This is a genomic window from Bacillus sp. PS108 (genome assembly GCF_037963335.1).
Taxonomy (GTDB): Bacteria; Bacillota; Bacilli; order Bacillales; family Bacillaceae; genus Bacillus; species Bacillus subtilis.
The window spans coordinates 463299-489294 of sequence record NZ_CP150155.1; the positions used below are offsets into that span (position 1 = coordinate 463299).

General features: G+C 44.3%; 20 protein-coding genes, 2 pseudogenes and 1 riboswitch. Of the genes and pseudogenes, 20 read left to right on the top strand and 2 right to left on the bottom strand.

The genetic code is table 11. The features are described from left to right. The first annotated feature begins 94 nt into the window (after nt 1-94). Nucleotides 95-2179, top strand: coding sequence for a mannitol operon transcriptional activator MtlR (mtlR, locus tag NSQ16_RS02360; RefSeq protein ID WP_080528932.1), 2085 nt, complete (start codon nt 95-97; stop codon nt 2177-2179). 211 nt (nt 2180-2390) lie between these two features. Then, complete coding sequence (locus tag NSQ16_RS02365) at nt 2391-3902, top strand: class I adenylate-forming enzyme family protein (RefSeq protein ID WP_230488153.1); 1512 nt, start codon at nt 2391-2393, stop codon at nt 3900-3902. A gap of 19 nt (nt 3903-3921) precedes the next feature. Here NSQ16_RS02365 and NSQ16_RS02370 read toward each other — a convergent pair whose 3' ends face one another. Next, the gene (locus NSQ16_RS02370) at nt 3922-4518 is read right to left on the bottom strand and encodes a class I SAM-dependent methyltransferase (protein WP_230488152.1); all 597 of its coding nucleotides are present in this window, start codon (nt 4516-4518) and stop codon (nt 3922-3924) included. Between the two features lie 155 nt (nt 4519-4673). Here NSQ16_RS02370 and NSQ16_RS02375 point away from each other — a divergent pair, with 155 nt between their 5' ends. From NSQ16_RS02375 to amj, 5 genes are all read left to right on the top strand, one after another. Beyond that, entirely contained in the window at nt 4674-5534 is an 861-nt protein-coding gene (locus NSQ16_RS02375; RefSeq protein WP_015252798.1) for an SDR family oxidoreductase, read from the top strand. Nucleotides 5535-5549: 15 nt separating this feature from the next. Further along, on the top strand, nt 5550-6053 hold the full coding sequence (gene lyxE / locus NSQ16_RS02380) for a D-lyxose ketol-isomerase (protein WP_003234400.1): 504 nt from the start codon (nt 5550-5552) through the stop codon (nt 6051-6053). 86 nt (nt 6054-6139) lie between these two features. Further along, nucleotides 6140-6691 (top strand): GNAT family protein, encoded by a 552-nt coding sequence (locus tag NSQ16_RS02385; RefSeq protein ID WP_038427389.1) that lies wholly within the window; start codon nt 6140-6142, stop codon nt 6689-6691. A gap of 77 nt (nt 6692-6768) precedes the next feature. Continuing rightward, nucleotides 6769-7191 carry a pyridoxamine 5'-phosphate oxidase family protein gene (locus NSQ16_RS02390; protein ID WP_015252796.1) on the top strand — a complete coding sequence of 141 codons (423 nt, stop codon included), beginning with the start codon at nt 6769-6771 and terminating at the stop codon, nt 7189-7191. Between the two features lie 505 nt (nt 7192-7696). Beyond that, nucleotides 7697-8506: a lipid II flippase Amj gene (gene amj, locus NSQ16_RS02395; protein WP_015252795.1), complete on the top strand. Its 810-nt coding sequence runs from the start codon at nt 7697-7699 to the stop codon at nt 8504-8506. Nucleotides 8507-8550: 44 nt separating this feature from the next. Here amj and NSQ16_RS02400 read toward each other — a convergent pair whose 3' ends face one another. Then, nucleotides 8551-8841, bottom strand: a complete 291-nt coding sequence (locus tag NSQ16_RS02400) for a DUF3817 domain-containing protein (RefSeq protein ID WP_014475846.1) — start codon at nt 8839-8841, stop codon at nt 8551-8553. Nucleotides 8842-9025: 184 nt separating this feature from the next. Here NSQ16_RS02400 and lrpC point away from each other — a divergent pair, with 184 nt between their 5' ends. The 13 genes and pseudogenes from lrpC (at nt 9026) to NSQ16_RS02465 (ending at nt 25725) form a co-directional block, all read left to right on the top strand. Then, on the top strand, nt 9026-9460 hold the full coding sequence (lrpC, locus tag NSQ16_RS02405) for a transcriptional regulator LrpC (RefSeq protein WP_003246585.1): 435 nt from the start codon (nt 9026-9028) through the stop codon (nt 9458-9460). 64 nt (nt 9461-9524) lie between these two features. Next, a complete protein-coding gene (locus NSQ16_RS02410) occupies nt 9525-11708 on the top strand; it encodes a DNA topoisomerase III (protein WP_015252793.1) in 2184 nt (727 codons plus the stop codon). A gap of 202 nt (nt 11709-11910) precedes the next feature. Further along, entirely contained in the window at nt 11911-12999 is a 1089-nt protein-coding gene (locus NSQ16_RS02415; protein WP_046664274.1) for a lipoprotein YdaJ, read from the top strand. Continuing rightward, nucleotides 12980-13831, top strand: coding sequence for a cyclic-di-GMP receptor EpsK (epsK, locus tag NSQ16_RS02420; RefSeq protein WP_015252791.1), 852 nt, complete (start codon nt 12980-12982; stop codon nt 13829-13831). The genes NSQ16_RS02415 and epsK overlap by 20 nt, the downstream gene beginning before the upstream one ends. A 10-nt stretch (nt 13832-13841) precedes the next feature. Beyond that, nucleotides 13842-15551: a DUF2334 domain-containing protein gene (locus NSQ16_RS02425; RefSeq protein ID WP_174223549.1), complete on the top strand. Its 1710-nt coding sequence runs from the start codon at nt 13842-13844 to the stop codon at nt 15549-15551. Beyond that, a pseudogene (locus tag NSQ16_RS02430) lies at nt 15544-16807 on the top strand (glycosyltransferase family 2 protein). Before NSQ16_RS02425 ends, NSQ16_RS02430 begins: the two are co-directional and overlap by 8 nt. 5 nt (nt 16808-16812) lie before the next feature. After that, on the top strand, nt 16813-18924 hold the full coding sequence (locus NSQ16_RS02435) for a cellulose biosynthesis cyclic di-GMP-binding regulatory protein BcsB (RefSeq protein ID WP_029726553.1): 2112 nt from the start codon (nt 16813-16815) through the stop codon (nt 18922-18924). A gap of 136 nt (nt 18925-19060) precedes the next feature. Next, nucleotides 19061-19204, top strand: a riboswitch (cyclic di-AMP (ydaO/yuaA leader). Between the two features lie 192 nt (nt 19205-19396). Then, nucleotides 19397-21220: a potassium transporter KimA gene (gene kimA / locus NSQ16_RS02440; protein WP_021481720.1), complete on the top strand. Its 1824-nt coding sequence runs from the start codon at nt 19397-19399 to the stop codon at nt 21218-21220. A gap of 57 nt (nt 21221-21277) precedes the next feature. After that, nucleotides 21278-21725, top strand: a pseudogene (gene mutT, locus NSQ16_RS02445) (8-oxo-dGTP diphosphatase MutT). A gap of 66 nt (nt 21726-21791) precedes the next feature. Continuing rightward, a complete protein-coding gene (locus NSQ16_RS02450) occupies nt 21792-23516 on the top strand; it encodes a pyruvate oxidase (RefSeq protein ID WP_106074079.1) in 1725 nt (574 codons plus the stop codon). 234 nt (nt 23517-23750) lie between these two features. Next, a complete protein-coding gene (locus tag NSQ16_RS02455) occupies nt 23751-24116 on the top strand; it encodes a hypothetical protein (protein ID WP_230488149.1) in 366 nt (121 codons plus the stop codon). Nucleotides 24117-24160: 44 nt separating this feature from the next. Further along, nucleotides 24161-24754 (top strand): DUF5819 family protein, encoded by a 594-nt coding sequence (locus NSQ16_RS02460; RefSeq protein ID WP_014478874.1) that lies wholly within the window; start codon nt 24161-24163, stop codon nt 24752-24754. A gap of 8 nt (nt 24755-24762) precedes the next feature. Continuing rightward, the gene (locus tag NSQ16_RS02465) at nt 24763-25725 is read left to right on the top strand and encodes a hypothetical protein (RefSeq protein ID WP_014478875.1); all 963 of its coding nucleotides are present in this window, start codon (nt 24763-24765) and stop codon (nt 25723-25725) included. Nucleotides 25726-25996 lie beyond the last annotated feature (271 nt).

Genomic DNA, 25996 nt, shown 5'->3' on the forward strand with positions numbered 1-25996 from the left:
AGCGTTTTATATTAAAAGGAAACCTCTCTATATCCTCTACTGCATCTCCTTGCGACTTCATCCACACATCAAGATTGGCTAGGAGGTCTTTTTTATGTATATGACTGCCAGAGAACAAAAGCTGTTAAAGCACTTATTATTACAAAACAGATATATAACCGTAACTGAGCTTGCTGAGCTGATGCAAGTCAGCACGAGAACCATTCACAGGGAACTCAAATCAATTAAACCGCTGATGGAAACCGTGGGGCTTACGTTAGATAAACAGCCCGGTAAAGGGTTGAAAGCAGTGGGAAGTCCCGAGGATAAACAAAAGCTGCTTACTGATTTATCATATGAACAGCATGAATACAGCGCCGACGAACGGAAACTGCTCATTCTTTGTTCGTTATTAGAGTCTCAGGAGCCCGTCAAACTGTACACGCTTGCTCATGATCTCCAGGTGACGAATGCCACGGTCAGCTATGACTTAGATGAGCTCGAGAAGTGGATTTCTCCCTTCGGACTGACACTGATCCGCAAAAGAGGTTTTGGCATCCAGCTCATAGGGCCGGAGAATGCGAAACGGAAAATTGTCGGCAACTTGATTGTGAACCGTCTCGACATCCAAATGTTTTTGGAAGCGGTTGAATTAAACATCAAAGGAAAAACCGATTCTTCAGAGAAAATGTTCGGGGTTGTCAGCAAAGGTGAGCTGCTAAAAATGGAGCGCATCTTATTTCAGCTCAAAGAAAAAATCGCTTTTTCATTGTCCGACAGCTCCTATATAGCGCTCGTCGTCCATCTGACGTATGCGATTGAACGAATTAAGCTTGGGGAAACCATCACCATGGAGCAAAATGAGCTTGAGGAACTGAAGAATGCGAAGGAATACAGCTCGGCTCTTGAAATCGCGGGCGAGCTTGAACGTGCCTTCGGCGTGACGATTCCAGAGGCGGAGGTCGGCTATATTACAATCCATCTTCGAAGCGCCAATCGAAAATACAAAACAGAATACAAAGCGCAGGAAATTGAGCTGGAAACAGCCCTGCAAACAAAGCGGCTCATTGCTTTTATTTCAGACAAAATCAGAATGGATCTGACGAAAAACTACTCTTTATATGAAGGCTTGATTGCCCATTTGGAGCCGGCCGTCAGCCGCATAAAAGAAAATATTGAGATATACAATCCGATGAAGGAACAGATCAAGCGCGATTATTTTCTGCTTTATATGGCGATCGAAGAAGGCGTCGAAAAGTATTTTCCGGGCATGTCCTTTTCTGATGATGAAATCGCTTTTATCGTTCTTCACTTTGGCTCGGCTCTTGAAATCAAAAAAGAAGAAGCAAAAGTGAAAGCGCTTGTCGTCTGCTCAAGCGGGATCGGCTCCTCGAAAATGCTTGCCTCCAGACTGAAAAAAGAGCTGCCGGAAATTGAATCGTTTGATATGTCATCCCTGATCGAGCTAAAGGGGAAGGATGTTCAAGCCTATGATATGATTGTGTCCACTGTACCGATTCCTTATGAAAACATTGATTACATCATGGTCAGCCCGCTATTAAATGAGGAAGACGCAAACCAGGTCAAGCAGTATATCAAGCGGAAGATTCCCCTTATTCTTAACAAAAAAAGAAGCCCGAAGGAAGAGGCGCAGCAAGCTGATGTACCTGACATGCTAGAGGCGGCGGAAAGCATAGGGCGGTATATGGAAGTTATCCAAGATGTTCTGCGCCATTTTACGCTAGCTCAACTCAAAACAAACCCGGACCATAGCATGCTTCTGCTAGAGCTTTTTCAACAGCTGAAGAAGGATGGCCTGATCCGTGATCCGGAAAAAGCCGCGGTTTGCCTGGCTGAGCGGGAGAAACAAGGGGGATTGGGAATCCCCGGAACAAACATGGCGCTTTATCATCTCAAAAATGATGAAATCGTCCTGCCTTTTTTCAAAATGTTTGATCTCAGCACCTCCTATGAAGTGGATGGCATGGACGGAAATACCCTCAGGATGACACGCATTCTCGTCATGATGGCGCCTAGCTCATTATCTGCTGAAGGCTCGGAGATTTTAAGCGCGATCAGCTCGGCAATTATCGAGAGCGGAGAAAGCATGGCGGGGTTTCAGGAAGAAGGAGAACAAGAATTGTATCAGCGGTTAAACCGCATATTTTTCACATGGATGAAAGAAAAAAACATACTGTAAACCTGCATGGCACACGTCAAAAATTTGGCGTGTGTTTTTCTGTGGATGGGGAACAAAATAAGAAAATGTGGGACTATTTTATCATTCAGTATTGGAATAATTCCAAAATGAAATAGTTTTACAAGTTATCTTTTTTGGGTTAAAATGGGTGAGGTAAGGAAGAAAATCTAACAAATTATTGAAGATTCAAGAGAATATAGGAGATGACGATATGGAAACATTACAGCATCTGATTCTGCATGACATGCCGAATAGCGAAGAAATAGAGGCTGTAAAAAGCGGAGACCATACACTGACATATAAAGGTTACCGTAAACGGATTAATCAGCTGGCGAATGCCATGCTTCAAAAAGGAATTCAAAAGGGCGACCGTGTTGCATTGCTTTGCAAAAACGGCCATCCCGCCTCAACTGTTATGTTCGCCGCACTTGAAATAGGTGCTGTTGTCGTACCTGTCAGCTGGCAGCTGAAACCATATGAAATGACAGGTATTTTAAAAGCAAGTGAACCGAAAGCGATGTTTTACGGAGCGGAGTTTAAAGAGATACTGGATGAAGTTCTTCCTGAATTGTCCTCACTGTGTGTAACAATGGAAACAGGAACAGCTTACGAAACATCTGCTGAATTTGAAGCGCTGTTTGCAGGTCCTGATCATTTGCCAGAGACGGAAATGGTTTCACCTGATGATACAGCACTTCTGATGTTTACATCTGGAACAACGGGAAACCCGAAAAGATGCATGATTACACATGGCGGCATATACAGATACGTTAAAAAATCCAACAGCTCAATAGCACGTATGAAGGGCCTTCGTTTTCTCGCGTGCCATCCGATTTATCATACGAGTGCGCTCATTTGCATCATGCTTGGAACGTTTGCAGAAACAACCTTTGTGTTTACAAAGGATCAAGATCCTGTTCACATGCTGAAGGTCATTGAAGAAGAGAAAATTCAGACCGTGATGGCTCTTCCTGTGTTTTACACGTATTTGCTTGAGGCGTGGGAAACGCACCAAACTGACTTATCTTCACTTGTTATTTTAATGACAGGCGGAACAAAAGTGCCGAGCAGCCTAATCCGCCGCTATCTTGATATTGGCATTCCGCTCGCGCATGGCTATGGAAGCACTGAGGCTTGGGGCATCAGCACATGGACGCCTGATATGGGAATGGATAAAGCGGCATCTGCAGGAAAACCTGTGGCAGGTGTTAAAGTCAAAGTGGAAGATCCTCTGACCGGAGAAGAACTTCCTCAAGGAGAAATCGGCGAAATCGTTGTTCATACTCCATTCTTATTTAAAGGCTATGAAGACAATCCTGAAGCAACAGCGAAAGTGCTGCAAAATGGATGGTTTAAAACTGGAGATTCAGGATATGTGGATGAAGATGGCTTTATTTTCATCACGGGACGCTACAAGGATGTCATTATTTACGGAGGCGATAACGTCTATCCTGATCAGGTTGAAGAAGTTATCCAGCAGATCCCGGGAATCCTTGAAACGGCTGTGGTCGGTATTCCTGACCCGCTTTACGGTGAAAAACCGAAAGCTTTTATCGTGAAAAATGGCGGCCAGCGCATCACGGAAGAGGATGTCATCGCATTTTGTAAAGAACGCCTGTCCGCTTACAAAATACCTGAAGTTGAATTTGTTAACGAACTGCCGAAAAACAACCTTGGCAAGGTGAAAAAAGACGTCCTGCGCAATCAGGCTGTACATTCATAAAAGAAGAAGCCCGTCCACTTTATGTGGCGGGCTTCTTTGCAGTTGCACAGACGGAAAGCTCAGGCTTAATGTTTTTAAATTGTATATCAATGTCTTCGAAGCCGGCTGCTTTAAAGTCAGCAATCATCTGTCTTCCAAATGATTTGGTTTTCTCAGGACTGGCATCCGCTTCCCGCGGCTGCATCGTAATGGCTGCTTTGCCGCCTGGCTTTAATGCCCGATAAATCTGTTTCATGCCTTTTGGTTGGTCATTCCAAATGGTGTAGTTGTTAACGGAAATCACTTTATCATAAAACAAGGCGGGGAGAGGAAATGTCTCGATGCTTCCTTGTATCAGGCGTACGCCCTTTGGTTTCACTCTGCGGGCGGCCAGCTTCAGCATGGCCTCTGACACATCAATCCCATGAAGATGAACATCCTTCTCGCGTTTCAGCATCTGCTGCATGCAGTATCCCGGGCCAAACCCGACTTCTAAAATGCTGTCCCCGCGCGTGATACCCAGCTGATTGATTGTCCACTGATTCAGTGTTTGATTTTCAGCAGCCATGATGTACCCGGCAATCATGCCGATGACGCCCTTTGGCCTGCTGAATCTTCTAGAAAGCATGTTAATCATTCAGCAACCAACCCCCTTTTTGAGTTAATTTCCTCTCAGCGTTCCATGTGAAACATTTTTCTGATAAAGCAATGCGAAGGTGCCAAGCCATGTTTATCCAAAGAGTGTGTGAGGTACACAACAAATAGACATGAAAACAAAGGAGGAGAATCATCATGGCAAATTATCCAAAAGAACTGCCGGCACAAACTCAAAGTCGCCAGCCGGGAATTGAAAGCGAAATGAATCCAAGTCCGGTGTATGAGTACGAGGATTATAAAGGAGCAGACAAATTAAAAGGAAAAGTAGCTCTTATTACAGGCGGCGACAGCGGGATCGGACGCGCGGTTTCCGTCGCTTACGCAAAGGAAGGTGCAGACATCGCCATTGTGTATAAGGATGAGCATGAAGACGCTGAGAAGACGAAGAAACGTGTTGAACAAGAAGGCGTAAAATGCCTGCTGATTGCTGGTGACGTAGGTGAAGAGGAATTCTGCAATGAAGCGGTTGAAAAAACGGTCAAGGAACTAGGCGGCCTTGATATCCTTGTCAACAATGCAGGTGAACAGCATCCGAAGGAAAGCATCAAAGAGATTACGAGCGAACAGCTTCACCGCACATTCAAAACAAACTTTTATTCTCAATTTTATTTGACTAAAAAAGCAATTGATTACCTGAAACCGGGCAGCGCCATCATCAATACGACATCCATCAACCCGTACGTAGGGAACCCGACACTGATTGATTATACAGCGACAAAAGGGGCGATCAACGCCTTTACAAGAACAATGGCGCAGGCGCTTGTTAAAGATGGCATCCGTGTAAATGCAGTCGCGCCGGGTCCAATCTGGACGCCACTAATCCCAGCTACGTTCCCTGAAGAAACAGTTGCTCAATTTGGGCAAGATACGCCGATGGGCCGTCCTGGACAGCCTGTTGAGCACGTCGGCTGTTATGTGCTCCTGGCATCAGATGAGTCCTCTTACATGACAGGACAGACCCTGCATGTCAACGGCGGAAACTTTGTGACGACATAAGAGGGAGTGAGACATATGGGCATCACGAAAGAAGAAGTGAACAGCTACTATCAAAAAGCAGGGATTGTATTAACGGACGAGGAAGTAGACCAAATCCAGTTGATGGATTACGGCTTAGGAAAAGAAAGAAAAGTCGGGCTCCAGCTCTTCGTCTACGTCAATACAGACCGTTATTGTTCAAAGGAATTGGTGCTGTTTCCGGGACAGACTTGCCCGGAACACCGCCATCCGCCGGTCGACGGCCAGGAAGGTAAGCAGGAGACCTTCCGCTGCCGCTACGGAAAAGTGTATCTTTACGTAGAAGGAGAAAAAACGCCGCTTCCAAAAGTTCTCCCTCCTCAGGAAGACAGAGAACACTATACGGTCTGGCACGAAATTGAGCTAGAACCGGGCGGGCAATACACGATTCCACCAAACACAAAGCATTGGTTCCAGGCCGGAGAAGAAGGTGCCGTCGTGACGGAAATGTCATCGACGAGTACGGATAAACATGATATCTTTACCGATCCAAGAATATAAGGATGGGCTTAACAGCCCATCCTTTTTTGTATTGAAAAAAACGAAATCATCGCTATAATGGGTAAAAAAGGAAAGAGGGCGAGGCAATGTTCACCTGCAAGGTAAATGAGCACATCACCATCCGATTATTGGAGCCGAAGGATGCGGAGCGGCTGGCCGAACTCATTATCCAAAATCAGCAGCGGCTTGGCAAGTGGCTGTTTTTTGCGGAAAATCCAAGCAGCGCTGACACGTACCGAGAAACAATCATTCCAGATTGGCGGCGCCAGTATGCCGACCTGAACGGCATTGAGGCGGGTCTCCTTTATGACGGCAGCCTATGCGGCATGATCAGCCTGCATAACCTTGATCAAGTGAATCGTAAGGCGGAAATCGGATATTGGATTGCCAAAGAATTTGAAGGGAAAGGCATTATTACAGCTGCCTGCCGAAAACTCATTACGTATGCTTTTGAAGAGCTTGAGCTGAATCGTGTGGCGATCTGTGCGGCTGTCGGAAACGAAAAAAGCAGAGCGGTTCCGGAGCGGCTCGGGTTTCTAGAGGAAGGCAGGGCACGGGACGGCTTATACGTAAACGGCATGCATCACGACCTCGTCTACTACAGTCTGTTAAAGCGTGAATGGGAAGGCGAAAAATAAAGAGCACACTTTCTTGTTTAAATCTTCCCCGGATGTGGAAAAGTAACAGCGGAGACGTTAAAAAGGAGTGATTCGAGATGAATCAGCAAGACATTAAACAAAAAGTGCTTGATGTTCTAGATCACCATAAAGTAGGTTCGCTCGCAACAGTTCAAAAGGGCAAACCGCATTCCCGCTACATGACTTTTTTCCATGACGGGCTGACGATTTACACACCGACAAGCAAGGAAACTCATAAAGCAGAAGAAATTGAGAACAACCCCAATGTCCACATTTTATTAGGCTATGATTGTGAAGGTTTTGGCGACGCATATGTCGAAGTTGCCGGAAAAGCCAAAATCAACAATTCGGCAGAACTCAAGGACAAAATATGGAGTTCCAAATTAGAGCGCTGGTTTGACGGCAAGGATGATCCGAATCTGGTGATTCTTGAAATTGAACCGGAGGATATCAGATTAATGAATGCCGGGGAGAAAACACCGGTCTCACTCAAACTATAAAAAATTTGTGTTTTCAGGGGCGATATGTTATTATGAATAGATAGTAAGAAAAATAAGCAAATAAAAAAGAAAGTAAACTTCTTTTTTCTGTTTTGAGAGAGAAGCTTACCGCTTCCCAAGCAGCATAACCAGCTGCCCTTATTCTTTTCCTTCATAACAAATCGCCCCTAACGATGAGATGGAAAAAAGACTTTTTTGTTTTACAATTCACACCGGCGCGGCTTCGGAGCCGCAGTGACGATTGAGAGGTAGGGCTTTCGTTGTCTTGTGTTCAAGAAATTTCCATGGTGTTTACTTTCCAGAATGATTCTTCGGAACAATGCTTTATGAATCTAACCCGCCTGACTTGGCGGATGATATAATCTTTATTTGCGTATAGAAAAGAATAAGACAAACCGCCCGGCGTACGCCGGACGGTTTTTTTATTGCAAAAAACACATCGTACTGAAACCTCCTTGTCTTCTTTCCAGTCTTATCTCTAGGATGAAATTGGAGGAAGAATAACGTGCATGTCATTACAACACAAGTACTTTTTATTTTTTGTTTTTTATTGCTGATTCACTCGATAGAAACCTTAGCCTATGCGACAAGGCTTTCCGGAGCCCGCGTTGGATTTATTGCGTCCGCGCTTTCTCTGTTTAATGTCATGGTCATCGTATCCAGAATGTCGAATATGGTGCAGCAGCCCTTTACCGGGCATTTAATTGATGATGCTGGAAAAAACGCACTGGCGATTGTAGGGGAGCAGTTCCGCTTTTTAATTTTCGGATCGACAGTCGGCACCATTTTGGGTATTATCCTGCTCCCGTCTTTTGTCGCTCTTTTTTCACGGGCGATTATTCACTTGGCGGGCGGCGGAGGCTCCGTTTTTCAAGTTTTCCGAAAGGGATTCTCGAAACAAGGATTCAAAAATGCCATTTCTTATTTGCGTCTGCCGTCTATTTCATATGTAAAAGGATTTCATATGCGCTTGATTCCGAAGCGTTTGTTTGTCATCAACATGCTGATTACATCGATTTATACGATTGGCGTGCTTTCGGCTTTATACGCAGGCCTTCTGGCACCCGAGCGCAGTACGACAGCCGTCATGGCTTCGGGTTTGATCAACGGAATTGCGACGATGCTGCTGGCCATTTTTGTTGATCCTAAGGTATCTGTTCTCGCCGATGACGTGGCAAAAGGAAAAAGAAGCTATACGTATTTAAAGTGGACCTCTATCACAATGGTCACATCACGGGTGGCGGGCACACTCCTCGCCCAACTCATGTTTATTCCGGGGGCCTACTATATCGCGTGGCTGACAAAGTGGTTTTAATAAAAAAGGCTGGATCATAAAAATCCAGCCTTTTTTGCGTTCCCTTATTTATATTTCCTTAATCCGCGGTCGTACAAAAAATTTCCGAATGGGACGAAAGCGGCGATGAAGCCGGCAGCTGACCATTTCAGCGGCCATTTGACAGAGAAGGTTGCATAAGCCAAGACAAGCAAATACAAAATGAACAACCCGCCGTGAACCGAACCGACAATTGTCACCGCAAGCGGAAGGCCTGCCCAATATTTAAGCGGCATAGCGATGAACAACAGGATTAAGAGTGACATTCCTTCAATAAAACCCATCGTGCGAAGTCTTCCAATCGGCGTGTGCAGCATAAATCGCCCTCCTTGTGGACACGTTTTCATTTTATACTATAAACAATCCGGAGGGGCATATGACAGCTTTCAAAAAATGTTCGGAAAACATTCATTTTTACATGCCTTTTCTAGGGAACTGTACTTGTCATTTACAAAAATACCCGAGATAATGTGTACAAAATCAAAAAAGAAGGATGTTGAAATGAAACTTGACCAGATTGATCTGAATATCATTGAGGAGCTGAAGAAGGACAGCCGTTTGTCGATGAGGGAATTAGGCAGAAAAATTAAGCTGTCGCCTCCATCTGTAACAGAACGGGTAAGACAGCTTGAATCGTTTGGCATCATCAAGCAATACACGCTGGAGGTCGACCAGAAAAAACTTGGGCTTCCCGTTTCCTGTATTGTGGAAGCAACCGTTAAAAACGCGGATTACGAGCGGTTCAAAAGCTATATTCAAACATTGCCGAATATTGAATTTTGCTACCGGATTGCAGGTGCAGCCTGCTATATGCTGAAAATCAATGCCGAAAGCCTCGAAGCGGTAGAAGATTTCATTAACAAAACATCGCCCTACGCGCAAACCGTCACTCACGTCATTTTCTCAGAAATTGACACGAAAAACGGGCGCGGTTAGAGAGTGCCGCGTGAAGTCTGTTATAATAACAGGATGAGCGCGAAAGAAAGAGAAGTGATCAAGCATGTCAAAAACAGTTGTATTAGCTGAAAAACCTTCAGTCGGCCGGGATTTAGCCCGGGTGCTGAAGTGCCATAAAAAAGGAAACGGTTATCTCGAAGGCGATCAATATATTGTGACCTGGGCTTTAGGCCATTTGGTGACGCTTGCTGATCCAGAAGGCTACGGAAAAGAATTTCAATCATGGCGCCTAGAGGATCTGCCGATTATCCCAGAACCCTTAAAGCTTGTGGTGATAAAAAAAACCGGAAAGCAGTTCAATGCAGTCAAATCCCAGCTTACCCGTAAAGACGTCAATCAGATTGTCATCGCGACTGACGCAGGCCGGGAAGGTGAGCTTGTTGCGCGCTGGATCATTGAGAAAGCGAATGTCCGAAAACCAATCAAGCGGCTGTGGATTTCATCTGTGACGGATAAAGCGATCAAGGAAGGTTTTCAAAAGCTGCGCAGCGGCAAAGAATATGAAAACCTGTACCATTCTGCCGTCGCCAGAGCGGAAGCGGATTGGATTGTGGGGATCAACGCCACCCGTGCACTTACCACAAAATTCAATGCCCAGCTCTCATGCGGGCGTGTGCAGACTCCGACGCTTGCCATGATTGCAAAGCGCGAGGCAGACATTCAGGCGTTTACGCCCGTTCCGTATTACGGCATCCGTGCTGCAGTCGACGGCATGACGCTGACGTGGCAGGATAAGAAATCAAAGCAGACGAGAACGTTCAATCAAGATGTAACAAGCCGTTTGCTAAAAAACCTCGAAGGAAAGCAAGCGGTCGTAGCTGAGCTGAAAAAAACAGCGAAAAAAAGCTTTGCGCCTGCGCTTTATGATTTAACGGAGCTCCAGCGTGACGCCCACAAGCGCTTCGGTTTTTCTGCCAAAGAAACGCTTTCTGTCCTGCAGAAGCTATATGAGCAGCATAAGCTCGTCACATATCCGCGGACGGACTCTAGATTTTTATCCAGTGACATCGTCCCGACGTTAAAAGACCGTCTGGAAGGCATGGAAGTAAAACCGTATGCCCAATATGTCAGCCAAATTAAAAAACGCGGCATTAAATCTCATAAAGGATATGTCAATGACGCGAAGGTGTCAGACCACCACGCGATTATCCCGACCGAAGAGCCGCTCGTTCTCAGCAGTCTGAGTGATAAAGAACGAAAGCTGTATGACCTGATTGCGAAACGTTTCCTTGCTGTATTAATGCCTGCATTCGAATATGAGGAAACAAAGGTCATCGCAGAAATCGGCGGAGAAACCTTTACGGCGAAAGGCAAAACCGTGCAGTCGCAAGGGTGGAAAGCCGTTTATGATATGGCGGAAGAGGATGATGAGCAGGAGGATGACAGAGACCAGACACTTCCTGCGCTTCAAAAAGGCGACACACTTGCCGTCCGCACGTTAACGGAAACAAGCGGCCAAACGAAGCCGCCTGCCCGCTTTAATGAAGGGACCTTGCTGTCAGCGATGGAAAACCCAAGCGCATTTATGCAAGGAGAAGAAAAAGGCCTCGTCAAAACGCTTGGAGAAACAGGCGGCCTCGGCACGGTGGCAACGCGTGCCGACATTATTGAAAAACTGTTCAACAGCTTTTTAATCGAGAAAAAAGGCCAAGATATTTTTATCACATCTAAAGGAAAACAGCTCCTGCAGCTTGTTCCGGAGGATCTGAAATCACCGGCCTTAACAGCAGAATGGGAGCAAAAGCTGTCTGCGATTGCGGCCGGCAAATTGAAATCGGCTGTTTTTATTAAAGATATGAAGGCTTACGCTCACCAAACGGTAAAAGAAATCAAAAACAGCAGCCAAACCTTCCGACATGACAACATCACGGGAACGGCATGTCCGGAATGCGGCAAAATGATGCTGAAAGTAAACGGCAAACGCGGGACGATGCTCGTGTGCCAAGATCGTGAATGCGGAAGCAGAAAAACGATTGCCCGAAAAACAAACGCACGCTGCCCGAACTGTCATAAAAGAATGGAGCTTCGCGGCCAAGGCGAGGGCCAAACCTTTGCGTGTGTGTGCGGTCACCGTGAAAAGCTCTCTGTATTTGAAAAACGAAAAAACAAAGACAAAGCGCGTGCTACCAAACGGGACGTATCCTCTTATATGAAAAAACAAAATAAAGATGAGCCGATTAACAACGCGCTGGCAGAACAGCTGAAAAAACTCGGTTTGGATAAATAATAAAAAAACCTGTGCCTATCGCACAGGTTTTTTTAGTGGACTTAGGTCCTGTTTTCTTAATGTTCAAAAAGGGGAAAAAAAGCTAGCAATCTGCATTTTTTTCTTTTATAGTAAATGTACTTTGTAACATGGCAGTCATATTTTCGTCTATAACTATTTGTGAGCGTCTGATTTGCTTCAGGCGACAAAGGGGGATTTGCCTGTGAGGCATGTACTAATTGCTGTCATCTTATTCTTCTTATCTATCGGACTTTCCGCAGGGTGTGCTGAAGCTGGAAACAAGACCCAAAATCAGTCGGCGACAGAAGTGAATGCCAGCCCGCTCCAGCCGGCGGAATATTTCATCTATCACAATTTAATGAATGACCAAGGGCTGATTAAAACCGATTTTTCAGACCAGCCTTCTTACTTGTCGGAATCTCTCGGCCTGTGGATGGAGTTTCTGCTCAGCAAAAATGACGCACCGCATTTCCAGGATCAATATCAGCATCTGACTGATTCATTTCTGATGAGCAATCACTTGGTGACGTGGAAGATTCAAAATGGCCAAGCGAGCGGGACGAATGCGCTGATAGATGATATGAGAATTATGCTGTCTCTTGACCAAGCCGCCGCAAAATGGGGCCGCAGCGACTACGCGCAAATGGCTAGGGATATCGGCACGTCTTTGAAGACATACAATATGAACAACGGGTTATTTACAGACTATTACGACTCACAGGCCGCTTCAAAGGATGTGACGCTTTCATACGTCATGCCTGATGCCTTAGCTGTCTTAAAGAAGAATGGAATCATAGACGAAGAAACAGAACAGCGGAATGCCAATGTTCTCTATTCAGCTCCTTTAAAAAATGGCTTTCTGCCGAAGACATACAGCTCGGAGACGAAGGGATACACATATGATAGTGAAATCAACCTGATTGATCAGCTTTACGCTGCTTGGCATTTGCCGGAAGGGGATGAAAAAGCATCTGTTTTAGCGGACTGGATCAAGCAGGAATTTCAGAAAAACGGAAAGCTGTACGGGCGGTATTCGGCAGATACGAAGGAGCCTGCCGTCCAATATGAGTCTCCATCCGTATATGCCTTAGCCGTATTGTTTTTGACAAAACAGCATGAAAACAGTTCTGTCATCAAAGCCATATATGACAGAATGAATGACTTTGAAATTCATGATCCGGTGAAATCGTATTATGGAGGCTATATGAGCGGCACTCAGACGCATTCATTTGACAATCTGCTGCCGCTGTTAGCCGAAAGGAAGCTTTTTAATGAAAATATCATTCAGTGAATCACAAAAATTATTTGCTTATTTTTCAGGGCTCATCGCGGCCCTGTCTTTGTTTATTTATTATGTGTCAGCCCAGCAATCAGAAGGTGCTCTGATCCTTTGCATCACATTTGGCGTCATCGCCGCAGGCATCTGGTTCGGCCCGATTTACGCGCTGGCAGTGACCTTAATCGTACTCTTTGTTCTCGGCACCTTAATGATGTTTTTCCAGACTGGACAGACATCGCTCTTTCCGGCTGAGGAAGGGCTGCGAATGCTTGTTGTGTGGGGAATCGCGCTTTTGCTGTTTTCTTTTATTTCTGGAAGAATCCACGATATTACAGCAGAGCTTCGGCGCTCAATAACACGGCTTCAATCCGAAATTAAAAGCTATGTTGCTGTTGACAGAGTGACTGGTTTTGATAACAAGCAAAGGATGAAGCTGGAGCTTTCAGAAGAAATCAAGCGGGCGGAGCGCTATGGCAATTCTTTTGTTTTTTTGCTGCTGCATATGCATTATTTCAAAGAGTTTAAGTCTTTGTACGGTGAAAAAGAAACCGACCGCCTCTTCCAATATGTCAGTCAGCAAATCAGGACAAGCGTTCGGGAAACGGATAAGAAATTCCGTCCCTCTGACGAGCGTATCGGGATCGTGCTGACGCACACGCCTGCTGAACATATGCCAGCCGTTCTGACCAAGCTGAAGAAACAATTGGATACATATCAGCTGGAAAATGGAAAGTATGTGTCGCTTACGTTCCACGTTTGCTATTTGCCCTACCGCAACGATATCAAAACAGCTGATCAATTTTTAGAAGAACTGGAAAACGAGATGATGATGAATGAACTATAAAGGAATCACATTGCTATGCGTCATGATGCTTCTAGTTTCAGCTATTGCGTCTTTTCCCGTTTCTGCGCAAGCGAAAGATCAGGACGCCGGTATTCTCATCATCTACTCAACCTTGGACGGCAAAGAGTCGTCACAAGTCAAAATGCTCGATTTGCTTGCGGGCCACTTTACATCCCATGTGACAGTCAAAAAAGATTCAGACGTTGAAGCGTCGGATTTCAAAGGGAAAGACCATGTGATTTATTACGGCCAAACGAAAAGAAAGCTCAGCAAAAAACTGCTGTCTCTTATCAGCGGCGTAAAAAAACCGGTTGTCGCCATTGGCTATAACGCAGGTCAAATCAGCCAATTTTCCGGGCTTTCATTAGCCCGCAAAGAAAATGTGTTTCAGGTTCACAGCAGGTCGGAAAAGGCCGATGTGTCTCTGGAAAGCGGGCTTAACGTGCTGAGTGTATCAGGCCTGAAAGGAACGGCGCTTTACACCTTCAAAGCCGATGACGGCACAACGCATTCTTTTATATGGAAAACAAAAAAAGGGAATGTGTACATTGGATTAACAAATTTGTTAAATAACAATTTGATCGTGGCGAAACAGCTCAGAGAAGCTTTCGGAGAGAAGGCGGGGACGACGTTATTGTATTTGCGTCTCGAGGATATCAGCCCGATGTCTGATGAAAAATTGCTGCTTCAAGCCGGTACATACCTGCATAAGCGGCATATTCCTTTTATCCTGGCGGTCATTCCGGTTTACTTGAATCCGGAAACAGGCGACAAAGTGTATTTGTCTGATCAACCGAAGATGGTCAAGGTGCTGAAGAAGCTGCAAAGCATGGGCGGCAGTATCATTGTTCACGGCTATACTCACGCTTATCGCTACAGTGAAACAGGAGAGGGCTTTGAATTTTGGGATGCAAAGGCGGATCAGCCGATTACATCCGGAAATGCCGAAGACCCCCCGTCCATTTTGGAGAAAGAACAGGACTTCCCGAACGAACAAGCCTATCACAGCTATCTCGAACCATTTCGGGAAAAGGAAGAAACGTATACAAAACAAAAACTGACGCGTGCCATTGAGGATTTGACATCATCGGGTCTTTACCCGCTGGCGTTTGAAGCGCCGCATTACACGATGTCCGATTATGGCTATCAAATCGCCTCGCAGTATTTTACAAGCATTTTCGGCCAGGTCCAGCTCAGCAGCACAACATGGAAAACATCCGGTGCACCTCCTTTTGTGACTGCTCCTTCGATGTTGCACGGAATGACGCTTTATCCGGAAACGATCGGCTTTGTCGACACATCGAAGCAAAACCCGCTCGGTGAGATGGAGGAGCACATCTCCCAGATGATTGATTTTGAAGGCGGAGTAGCCGGAGGATTTTATCACCCGTACCTCGGGATGAAATATCTGCCGGAGCTGGTTGATCAGATGGAACGCATTCCAGACAGTGAATGGCTTGATTTAAAGAAAACGAAACAAACCGTCAAAACAGACAAAGTGGAAATTCATACAAGCGGTGACGGAACGATTCAGGTGAAAAACGGCGTAAGCGCGATTGACGAGTTTTTCGATCATCACCGGCAAACCCCTCTGGAAAAGGCGTTATGGATTCTCTCCGCTGTTGTGCTCCTATTTGTCATCATGTTTGTCAGTTATACGTTTTACTTGAGAGCCACATTGAAAAAACGAATTTTTAAGGAGAGAAGAAGCCTTGGGTAATACGCTGTTCTTTATCTCGCTAAGTTTAATATGGGTTATGCTTCTCTACCACATGTTCCTCATGCAGGGCGGGTTTCGCCACTATATGACCTTCGAACGGAATATCCCGAAGTGGAGAGAAAATATGAAGGAACTGCCGAAGGTCAGCGTCCTCATCCCGGCGCATAACGAAGAGGTTGTGATTCGGCAGACGCTGAAGGCCATGGTCAACCTTTATTATCCGAAGGACCGGCTGGAGATTATCGTCGTTAATGATAATTCATCAGACCGGACGGGTGATATCGTCAATGAATTTTCCGAGAAATACGATTTCATCAAAATGGTGATTACGAAGCCGCCAAATGCAGGAAAAGGAAAATCCTCTGCACTTAACTCGGGTTTTGCCGAATCGAACGGCGATGTGATCTGTGTGTATGACGCCGACAACACGCCTGAGAAAATGGCTGTGTATTACCTTGTGCTCGGCCTGATGAATGACGAAAAGGCAGGCGCCGTGGTAGGGAAATTCCGTGTCATCAATGCGGCAAAGACGCTGCTGACGAGGTTTATTAATATCGAAACGATCTGTTTTCAGTGGATGGCCCAGGGAGGCAGATGGAAGTGGTTCAAAATCGCCACGATCCCAGGCACCAACTTCGCGATCCGCAGAAGCATTATCGAAAAGCTCGGAGGCTGGGATGACAAAGCGCTCGCTGAGGATACTGAGCTGACCATCCGGGTATATAATCTCGGCTATCACATCCGCTTTTTCCCTGCCGCCATCACGTGGGAGCAGGAACCGGAAACATGGAAGGTATGGTGGCGCCAGCGCACCCGATGGGCGCGCGGCAATCAATATGTCGTGCTCAAATTTTTTGGCGCAGTTTTTTAAGCTGAAACGAAAACGGATTATCTTTGATTTGTTTTATTTTTTCTTTACGTACTTCCTGTTTTTCTTTGGCGTGATCATGTCAAATGCGATTTTTGTAGTGAATTTGTTTTATGATTTGCATTTGTCTGTTGGATTTTTGGCAATGATTCTCTGGATTTTGGCGTTTTTCTTATTTATGACAGAGGTCATGATTACGTTGAGCATTGAAAAAACAGAAATGAACAAGCAAAACTTTTTTATCGTATTTCTCATGTACTTCACATACTCGCAGGCATGGATTGTGCTTGTTATCTACTCTTTATTCGTAGAAATCAAGCACCGTTTATTCAAGCAAGAGGTCAAATGGTACAAGACAGAACGATACAATCAACATAAAAGCGGGTGACCTTTTTGAAACAAATAATGATTTTTCTCACAAGCTTCATGCTGCTGGCGATGACTGGACAAACGGCTCTTGCCAAAGACGTACAGGTCAGCGGTTCGCTCCTCGGGAAAAGCAGCCAAGAACAAGCCAAACAGCAGGTGCTGACAAGCGAGTTGATTACACTGTATGGATCAAAAGACAGCGCAGAGCTGACGTACCAGATCCCGGCAGGCGCCTCTTCGGGCAATCAGCAATTGGTAATCGAATACGAGGCATCAAATCTTTTAATTTCTCCATCATCGTTAACGGCTGTCATTGATGATGAACCGGTCAAGACGTTAAAGCTTGATGGTGATTCCAAACGGAAAACAGTGAAGCTGAATCTGAATAAAAGCCAGTCTGCGCAAGGCTATCACAACGTATCGCTGAAATTCTACGGCGTAATGAAAGAGGGCGTGTGCGTCAGACAGGATACATCAGGCAACTGGATCAAAATTTATCCGGACAGCCGGCTGACACTTGCTGACAGCAGTGAAGCGAAGGGAACGTCGCTGGACCATTATCCGTATCCTTTCGCCCAATCTGGAAATACAGCGGAAGAAACAGCTATCGTCATTCCGGATAACCCAAGTTCAGCAGAAATAGAAGCTGCTGTTAAAACAGAAGGCTATTTGAAAACGGTGGACAGCAGTGTCAGTATTGCGTATGTCACGGAATCTGAACTGAAAAAAATCGATAAGCCGACGATTGTTATCGGCGTGGACAAGCATTGGAACGGCAAAGTGAAAAAACTGTTGAAACAAGCTGGGCTACAGGCAAAAGGAGAAAACCTTCTGCTTGCGGAGCGGGTGCTGAAAGCAGAGGGCAAACAGCAGCCGGTTCTGTTTGCGCAAGCGGCGTCCGAGGACGCGCTCACTAAAAAAATCAGCGTGATGACAGATCAGACATATACAGGCCAGCTCAGCGGCGATACACTTTCAATCAGCAAGCTTCAGCAGACTGAAAAAAAAGAAAGCGATAAGCTGACCCTTGAGAATTTTGGAGCGGGTGATATCACAATTGGAGCCGACAAAACATCTTCAGCACATTATTTTTATCCGGCTTCGGCTGTTTTAGATGAAAACCAATCGGCGAAGCTGTCGCTTAAACTGAAAAAGTCTGAAACGATTCAAGCCTCAGCGACTGAAAACGAGTCTGCCTCTCAGGCTGCAGAACTGAAAGTGATGATCAATGGCCAGCCGCACTCGGTCCGGCTTGATGAATTAGGAAAAGAAGATAAAAACGGATTCTATCATGTCACAGTGAAAGTGGACCCTAAGCTGCTGCAAAAAAACCGCTACATTGATATTCAGTTTGTCACGACCGGTTTAAAGGAAAACAACCCTTGTAATACGACTGATGAAGAAAAGTGGGTTTTTATCGATAAAAACAGTACATTATCATACGCCATCAAAGGCATGTCTCCGTCAGCGGATTTTCAAGAGTGGCCGCTTCCTTACGCCGGAAACCAGGATCAAACAACGTTAATCGTGCTTCCTGACACCGTAAGCCAATCGAAGCTTGAGGAGCTTTCTCTCGTGACGGAATCCTTTGGCAGCGAAGCACAGCATTCATATACGGTAAAGAAATCATCTGACGTTACAGCAAATGATGCGAAAGGACGAAACCTCATTTTCATAGGGGGGATCAATCAATTTTCTCTTCTGAAGGAGAAATCATCAGATCTGCTTGTACCGCAGGAAAAGAACGGCTCATTTGATGTATCTGGTTTCGAGATGCTGAATGAGACAACAAAACAAGTGGTATTTACCCAAGCATCGGTTTGGGATTCACGCTATACAATGGCTGTCTTTGCACCGTCAAAAGGAGATGGCACGGCTGTCACAAAAGAGATCATCAGTTATCTGAACAGCAACGATGAGTCGGCAACCGTCCTTAATGAAACAAACAGCCAGCAGGTGTTTACAAACCACCAGCAGCTCAAATCGGAAACAAACAGTTCCGATGCAGAACAACCAACACAGGATCATAGCCAGAAATGGATGTATATTGGTGTGCTGGCACTCATTATGGTGATTGCGGCAGTGTTCATTTGGATTGCCGTAAGACGCAAAAAAAGAAAGACAGATACAGAATAAAACAGAGGCGATTTTAGCCTCTGTTTTTTTTATTTTTGGTAAGTGAATTCCATTTGTGGAACCTGTCATTTTATTTTTTTCTCTCAGCCAATAAGCCTCTTTACAACGTGCGGGAACGGGAGTATGATCTCTTTTAGAAAACAAATCGCTTAATCTGAAATCAGAGCGGGGGACCCAATAGAACGGCTTTTTGCCGTTGGGGTGAATCCTTTTTAGGTAGGGCTAACTCTCATATGCCCGAATCCGTCAGCTAACCTCGTAAGCGTTCGTGAGAGGAGATGAATGAAACCTGTGTTCGATGTTATGGCACAGGGGCATCCGTTTGCCTCTGTGTTTTTTGTTGTTCATTTTTGAATGCAAATCGCATACAGAGACATCATAGCAGAAAGGACTATCATCAACATGTGAGAGCAAGACACTGATGTTTTATTGTTTTAATTGAAAAATGAGAAATTAAAAGGGGAAGACATCGATGTATCATTCAATCAAACGTTTTTTGATTGGGAAACCACTAAAATCCCAAGCAGCTGGAGAGCAAAAACTGACGAAATTAAAAGCCTTGGCTATGCTTTCCTCAGATGCGCTGTCATCTGTCGCATATGGGACAGAACAAATTCTAATCATTTTGGCAACAATCAGTGCTGCCGCATTTTGGTACTCCATTCCGATTGCGGTGGGCGTTCTCATATTACTGCTCGCACTGATTCTTTCATACAGGCAAATTATTTACGCTTATCCGCAGGGCGGCGGGGCGTATATCGTTTCTAAAGAAAATCTCGGTGAAAAACCGGGATTGATTGCGGGCGGTTCATTGCTTGTTGATTATATTTTAACAGTAGCGGTAAGTATTTCCGCCGGCACGGACGCCATCACGTCAGCCTTTCCTGCATTGCATGATTATCATGTGCCGATCGCTATTTTTCTCGTGTTAGTGATTATGATTTTGAACCTGCGCGGTCTTTCGGAATCGGCATCCATTCTTGCCTACCCGGTTTATCTGTTTGTGGTGGCGCTTTTGGTTCTCATTGCAGTCGGGTTGTTTAAACTCATGACAGGACAAATAGACCAGCCAGCCCATCATACACCGCTGGGCACACCTGTAGCCGGCATTACGCTTTTTTTGCTGCTTAAGGCTTTTTCCTCCGGCTGCTCAGCGTTGACCGGAGTTGAGGCCATTTCTAATGCGATTCCTGCATTCAAAAACCCGCCTGCGCGAAACGCGGCAAGAACGCTTGCGATGATGGGGATTTTGCTGGCGATTCTGTTCTCCGGCATCACGGTGCTCGCGTACGGGTATGGTACGGCGCCGAAGCCTGATGAAACAGTGGTTTCACAAATTGCGTCCGAAACCTTCGGACGGAATGTGTTCTACTATGTCATCCAAGGTGTCACATCGCTTATTTTGGTTCTTGCGGCAAATACGGGATTTTCAGCCTTCCCGCAGCTTGCCTTCAACCTGGCGAGAGACCAGTATATGCCGCGAATGTTTACAGTCAGGGGCGACCGCTTAGGCTTCTCAAATGGGATTATCTTTTTAGGCTTTGCCTCCATTGTTCTCATTATCTTATTCGGAGGACAGACGGAGCACTTAATCCCGTTATATGCTGTGGGCGTATTTATTCCATTTACACTTTCACAAACCGGCATGTGCATGAAATGGATCAAGCAAAAACCAAAAGGCTGGATCGGAAAAATGCTGATCAACTCCTGCGGTGCTCTGATATCATTTATGGTTCTATCCATTCTGTTTGTGACGAAGTTTAATGTCGTATGGCCTGTGTTAATCTTTATGCCTATCGTCGTTTTGCTGTTTTTTGCGATTAAAAATCACTATACTGCGGTTGGTGAACAGCTTCGCATCGTAGACAAAGAGCCGGAAGAAATCAAAGGCACCGTTGTGATTGTGCCTGTGGCCGGTGTCACCACCGTCGTACAAAAATCGATTCACTATGCGAAATCACTGTCCGATCAAGTGATCGCCGTTCACGTGTCATTTGACAGAGAACAGGAAAAGAAATTCGAAAAACGCTGGGAAGAGCTTAATAACGGCGTGCGTCTCGTTACGCTTCACTCCTCGTACAGAAGCCTTGTCCATCCGTTTGATAAGTTTTTGGAAACAGTTGAGGCAAAAGCGAAGAAGGAGCAGTTTTCCGTTATGGTGCTGTTTCCGCAATTTATAACGAAAAAACGCTGGCACACCATCCTTCACAACCAATCGGCCTTCCTCCTCAGAGTCCGGCTGTTCTGGAAAAAGGACATAATGGTTGCCACACTGCCGTATCATTTTAAAAAGTAAAGCTCTAGGACCAAGGGAATTACCTTGGTCCTTTTTTGCGGGAAAAGGAGGTATGGAGTGTATACACAAGGTGCTTTTGTGATCGTATTGAACGAAAGTCAGCAAATTCTGCTGGTGAAACGAAAAGATGTCCCTTTATGGGATTTGCCGGGCGGCAGGGTTGATCCCGGGGAATCGGCTGAGGAAGCGGCAGTGCGGGAGGTATTGGAAGAAACGGGATACAATGCAGCGCTTTCTGCGAAAATAGGTGTTTACCAAAGGCCAAAGTTTCAAGATGAACAGCATGTGTTTTTCGGAAGCATAACAGGCGGACAAGCAGTGGCTGACGGCACAGAGACAGCGGGATTAAAGTGGGTTTCCCCGGAGCGTTTGCCGCTTTTTATGGTGCCGAACCGAAAAAGGCAGATCAATGATTTCAAGAATGGCGCTCAAGATGTAAATGTCACCGTCAAGGATAGAGGGTTGCTCGCGGATCGACCTGTTGAAAAGAAGACTGGGCAAGTGATTCAGGTCTCCGGGTTTTAAAGCCTTTCTCCTGTGGTATTGAAAAAAGGAAAAAGGAGGATACGTTATGGCACACAAAACTGCAGGACAAGCAATGACAGAGCTGCTTGAGCAATGGGGAGTTGATCATGTATACGGCATCCCCGGAGACAGTATAAATGAGTTTATTGAAGAATTAAGACACGAAAGAAATCAACTGAAGTTCATTCAAACCCGCCACGAAGAGGTAGCGGCACTGGCAGCCGCAGCTGAAGCAAAACTCACCGGCAAGATCGGAGTCTGTCTGTCAATCGCAGGGCCGGGAGCGGTGCACTTATTAAATGGTTTATATGATGCAAAAGCGGACGGCGCCCCTGTGCTGGCGATTGCAGGACAGGTTTCTTCTGGCGAAGTCGGACGGGACTATTTCCAGGAGATTAAGCTGGAGCAAATGTTTGAGGACGTGGCTGTGTTCAACAGAGAGGTACATAGCGCAGAATCACTTCCGGATCTCTTAAATCAGGCGATCAGGACCGCCTACAGCAAAAAAGGCGTTGCGGTATTGAGCGTGTCAGATGATTTGTTTGCGGAGAAAATCAAACGGGAGCCCGTGTATACTTCACCGGTGTATATTGAAGGGAACCTTGAACCGAAAAAAGAACAGCTCGTCACCTGCGCCCAATATATTAATAACGCTAAGAAGCCGATTATCCTGGCAGGGCAGGGAATGAAAAAGGCGAAACGGGAGCTCTTAGAATTTGCGGACAAAGCCGCCGCTCCGATCGTTGTTACACTCCCGGCAAAGGGTGTTGTTCCCGATAAGCACCCGCATTTTCTCGGCAACCTCGGTCAGATCGGAACAAAGCCGGCTTACGAGGCAATGGAGGAATGTGATTTATTAATCATGCTCGGAACGTCATTCCCGTACCGTGATTATTTGCCTGATGACACGCCGGCGATACAGCTCGATTCAGACCCGGCAAAAATCGGAAAACGGTATCCGGTGACAGCGGGCCTTGTCTGTGATTCGGCTCTCGGTCTGTGCGAATTGACAGAGTATATTGAACGCAAGGAAGACAGAAGATTCCTGAATGCCTGCACAGAACATATGCAGCATTGGTGGAACGAAATTGAAAAAGATGAGACAGAGGCAACAACACCGCTTAAACCTCAGCAGGTCGTGGCCCGTCTTCAGGAAGCGGCAGCCGATGATGCGGTGCTCTCTGTAGATGTCGGCACTGTGACAGTCTGGATGGCGCGTCATTTCAAAATGAACGCGAATCAGGATTTCATCGTTTCCAGCTGGCTTGCGACAATGGGCTGCGGCCTGCCGGGAGCGATTGCAGCGAGCTTGTCCGAACCGGAACGCCAGGCGATCGCCGTCTGTGGTGACGGGGGATTTTCCATGGTCATGCAGGATCTTCCGACCGCTGTCAAATATAAGCTCCCGATCACAGTCGTCATTTTAAACAACGAAAATCTTGGCATGATTGAGTACGAGCAGCAGGTCAAAGGCAATATCGACTATGTCACAAAACTTCAAAATGTCGACTATGCCGCATTTGCAGAAAGCTGCGGAGCAAAGGGCATCAAAGTGACTAAAGCGGAAGAGCTTGCGCCGGCATTCCATGAGGCGCTGCACTCTGACCAACCGGTCGTTGTGGATGTCATGATTGGAAACGAACCGCCGCTTCCTGGCAAAATCACCTACGGGCAGGCGAAAGGCTTTAGCAAGTACATGCTGAAAAACTTCTTCGAAAACCAAAAATTTGAAATGCCGTCACTGAAAAAAAGTTTGAAACGGTTATTTTAGTGAATATAACTAAGGGTTATTGGGATAACTCCCAATAACCCTTTTAATTAAATTGAAAAACCTATTTTTAGATTTAGATGTCGACTCATAGGATCATAGATGTATTGTAAGAAAGTGTTTACATATAAAAAAATGATATGTTATTATGTCCTTGTATTTCCAATTTTTTAAAAAGGAGGAACTATAAGGCTAAGTGTTTCGGTCGATAAAAATAAGTATAAGGGGAATTAGATTATGAAAAATAAGTTATTTAGTACAATTTCAATAGGGGTATTAGGAGTAACATTTTTTGCGAATTCTTATACAACGCAAGCTGCACCAGAGCATATTAAACAGGTAAAACATATTGAATTAAATACTGGTGAAGATGAATACACAACAAAAAATGCATTTGCTGCTGGAGTTGCTGCCGGTATTGTTAGTGCAGCAGTTTATGATGGCATTAAAGCCGCTGGAAATTGGTTGGGAAAACAAGCAAACAAAGCTAATGCACAATCTATATATAGTGCAGCTCCTGCTAGAAAATATGCATGTTATATAGTGAATCCTCAAGATCACAAGGATATTGATATTTCAGAAGTTGCGGAATTTGGTAGGTAAAAAGGAAGGGGCCTCCCTTCCTTTTCAAATGGAGGTTGTATAATTTGAAGACAAAGAGGAAATATAATTTACTTGTTTTGTTCCTTTCTTTATTAGTAGTATTCCATACAATAATAATGATAATGTATAACTTGCCGTTAAATCCTGTTAACTTTAAGCATGAGAAATTAATTTCAACGTATATGAATCCATTATTTACTCAAAACTGGCAATTATTTGCCCCAGATCCGGTAAGCACAAATAACAATATTATCTGCAGGGGGGTCTTTACAAATAATAAAGGACAAAAAGAATATACTGAGTGGATAGATATTACAGAAAGTTATAATGCAGACATTAAAAACAATTTATTTTCACCAAACAGATTAATGAAAACTGCGCTTTCTGGTGCTGTCTTTGAGGTTCAACCGTATCTAAAGCTGAATGATAAAAAGAAGAATAAACAATTAATTGAGAACGAGTACATCCAAATTATATCTAGTATAGCTGTGAAAAAAATAGAGAGAAGTAAGAAAGTAAAATTAGAATCATTAGATGTTAAGTTGTCTATAGAATCGTTTCCTGAGTATGGAAAGAAGGGGAAGTCAAAATTTAATGTACAGCAGTTCCCCCATATCAATTTACTAACAAAGGAATGAGATTTAATTTGAAAATTATTTTAAATAAGTTCAGAAATTTTAATCATTTAATGTCAAATAAAATGCATTATTTAATAGGTTCAAGCATCTTAAGGATATTTATTGGATTACATATTATGTTTACTTATTTAATTCACTTTGCTCAAAGGAATGAAATATGGGGACCTAATGCTTTTTATTCATTTGAAAAATGCTTTGAAGCTTATGGTTTTACTTCTCTATATCTTTTTAGTGACTCACAGTTATATTTTGAGTTTATTTTTATAAGTGGAATAGTCATTAATACTCTGTATATATTAGGGTATAAAATGAGAGTAGTCAGCATCATAAATTTTATTTGGGTTTGGTCTTTATATCAAAGGAATCCTTACATACATGACGGTGGTAATAATATTCTTATTCTTATTATGTTGTATCTTATTTTTGCATCCTTAGGTGAGTTTTTTACTATTCATACTGAATCCCGTTCGAAAGAAAAGTCTAAAGTTACTATTATTATTCACAATTTCTCAGTGATGATTTCAATGATTCAAGTGTCTTTACTTTATTTTTTTGCGGGCTTTAACAAAGCGCAAGGAAAAATGTGGACCCATGGGACCGCACTTTACTATATACTACAGGTTGATGAATATAGTATAAACAAAGGGTTTACAAATCTCGTTATTGATAACCCTTATCTTCTAGTATTAGGAACATACTCAGCATTGTTTCTCCAGCTAATGTTTCCAATATTAGTTTGGAATAGGTATTTTAAAATTCCCCTGCTTATAGGTTCAATTCTTTTTCATTTATCTATAATTATATTTATGGGTCTTCTTCAATTTGGTGTTATAATGATAGCCCTTGATTTATTGTTTATAACGGATACGGAGTATAGGAAATTGTACAAGTTTTTATCACGAATTTATGATAAGTTTAAACTGAAGTTTAGGAATATTTTCAACCAAAAGTTAAGAAATCCCACCATTTAAAATATCGTTTAAATGTTAATGTCAGACTGTTATAATTATTATGTCTTTTCAATCCAATTTAGGGGGAAGGGGTTTTATGTTTGATTACATTAAGATTATTATTTATTTAATCGGATCAATTGGAATGATCTACGCTTGTTATCACGATTATAACTATGCAAAAAAAGGACAAAATGACAAGTGCATATTTTTCAAAAATAAACGATTAAGTGGAGTAGTGCTATTTTGTTATTTGTTTTTATTTTTAGCTAATCTTAAGGACTTCTTGTTT

Excerpts from the sequence above, each read along its gene's own strand:
- mtlR (WP_080528932.1), top strand. The coding sequence starts at position 95 with ATGTATATGACTGCCAGAGAACAAAAGCTGTTAAAGCACTTATTATTA.
- NSQ16_RS02365 (WP_230488153.1), top strand. The coding sequence starts at position 2,391 with ATGGAAACATTACAGCATCTGATTCTGCATGACATGCCGAATAGCGAA.
- NSQ16_RS02370 (WP_230488152.1), bottom strand. The coding sequence starts at position 4,518 with ATGATTAACATGCTTTCTAGAAGATTCAGCAGGCCAAAGGGCGTCATC.
- NSQ16_RS02375 (WP_015252798.1), top strand. The coding sequence starts at position 4,674 with ATGGCAAATTATCCAAAAGAACTGCCGGCACAAACTCAAAGTCGCCAG.
- lyxE (WP_003234400.1), top strand. The coding sequence starts at position 5,550 with ATGGGCATCACGAAAGAAGAAGTGAACAGCTACTATCAAAAAGCAGGG.
- NSQ16_RS02385 (WP_038427389.1), top strand. The coding sequence starts at position 6,140 with ATGTTCACCTGCAAGGTAAATGAGCACATCACCATCCGATTATTGGAG.
- NSQ16_RS02390 (WP_015252796.1), top strand. The coding sequence starts at position 6,769 with ATGAATCAGCAAGACATTAAACAAAAAGTGCTTGATGTTCTAGATCAC.
- NSQ16_RS02400 (WP_014475846.1), bottom strand. The coding sequence starts at position 8,841 with ATGCTGCACACGCCGATTGGAAGACTTCGCACGATGGGTTTTATTGAA.
- lrpC (WP_003246585.1), top strand. The coding sequence starts at position 9,026 with ATGAAACTTGACCAGATTGATCTGAATATCATTGAGGAGCTGAAGAAG.
- NSQ16_RS02410 (WP_015252793.1), top strand. The coding sequence starts at position 9,525 with ATGTCAAAAACAGTTGTATTAGCTGAAAAACCTTCAGTCGGCCGGGAT.
- epsK (WP_015252791.1), top strand. The coding sequence starts at position 12,980 with ATGAAAATATCATTCAGTGAATCACAAAAATTATTTGCTTATTTTTCA.
- kimA (WP_021481720.1), top strand. The coding sequence starts at position 19,397 with ATGTATCATTCAATCAAACGTTTTTTGATTGGGAAACCACTAAAATCC.
- NSQ16_RS02450 (WP_106074079.1), top strand. The coding sequence starts at position 21,792 with ATGGCACACAAAACTGCAGGACAAGCAATGACAGAGCTGCTTGAGCAA.
- NSQ16_RS02455 (WP_230488149.1), top strand. The coding sequence starts at position 23,751 with ATGAAAAATAAGTTATTTAGTACAATTTCAATAGGGGTATTAGGAGTA.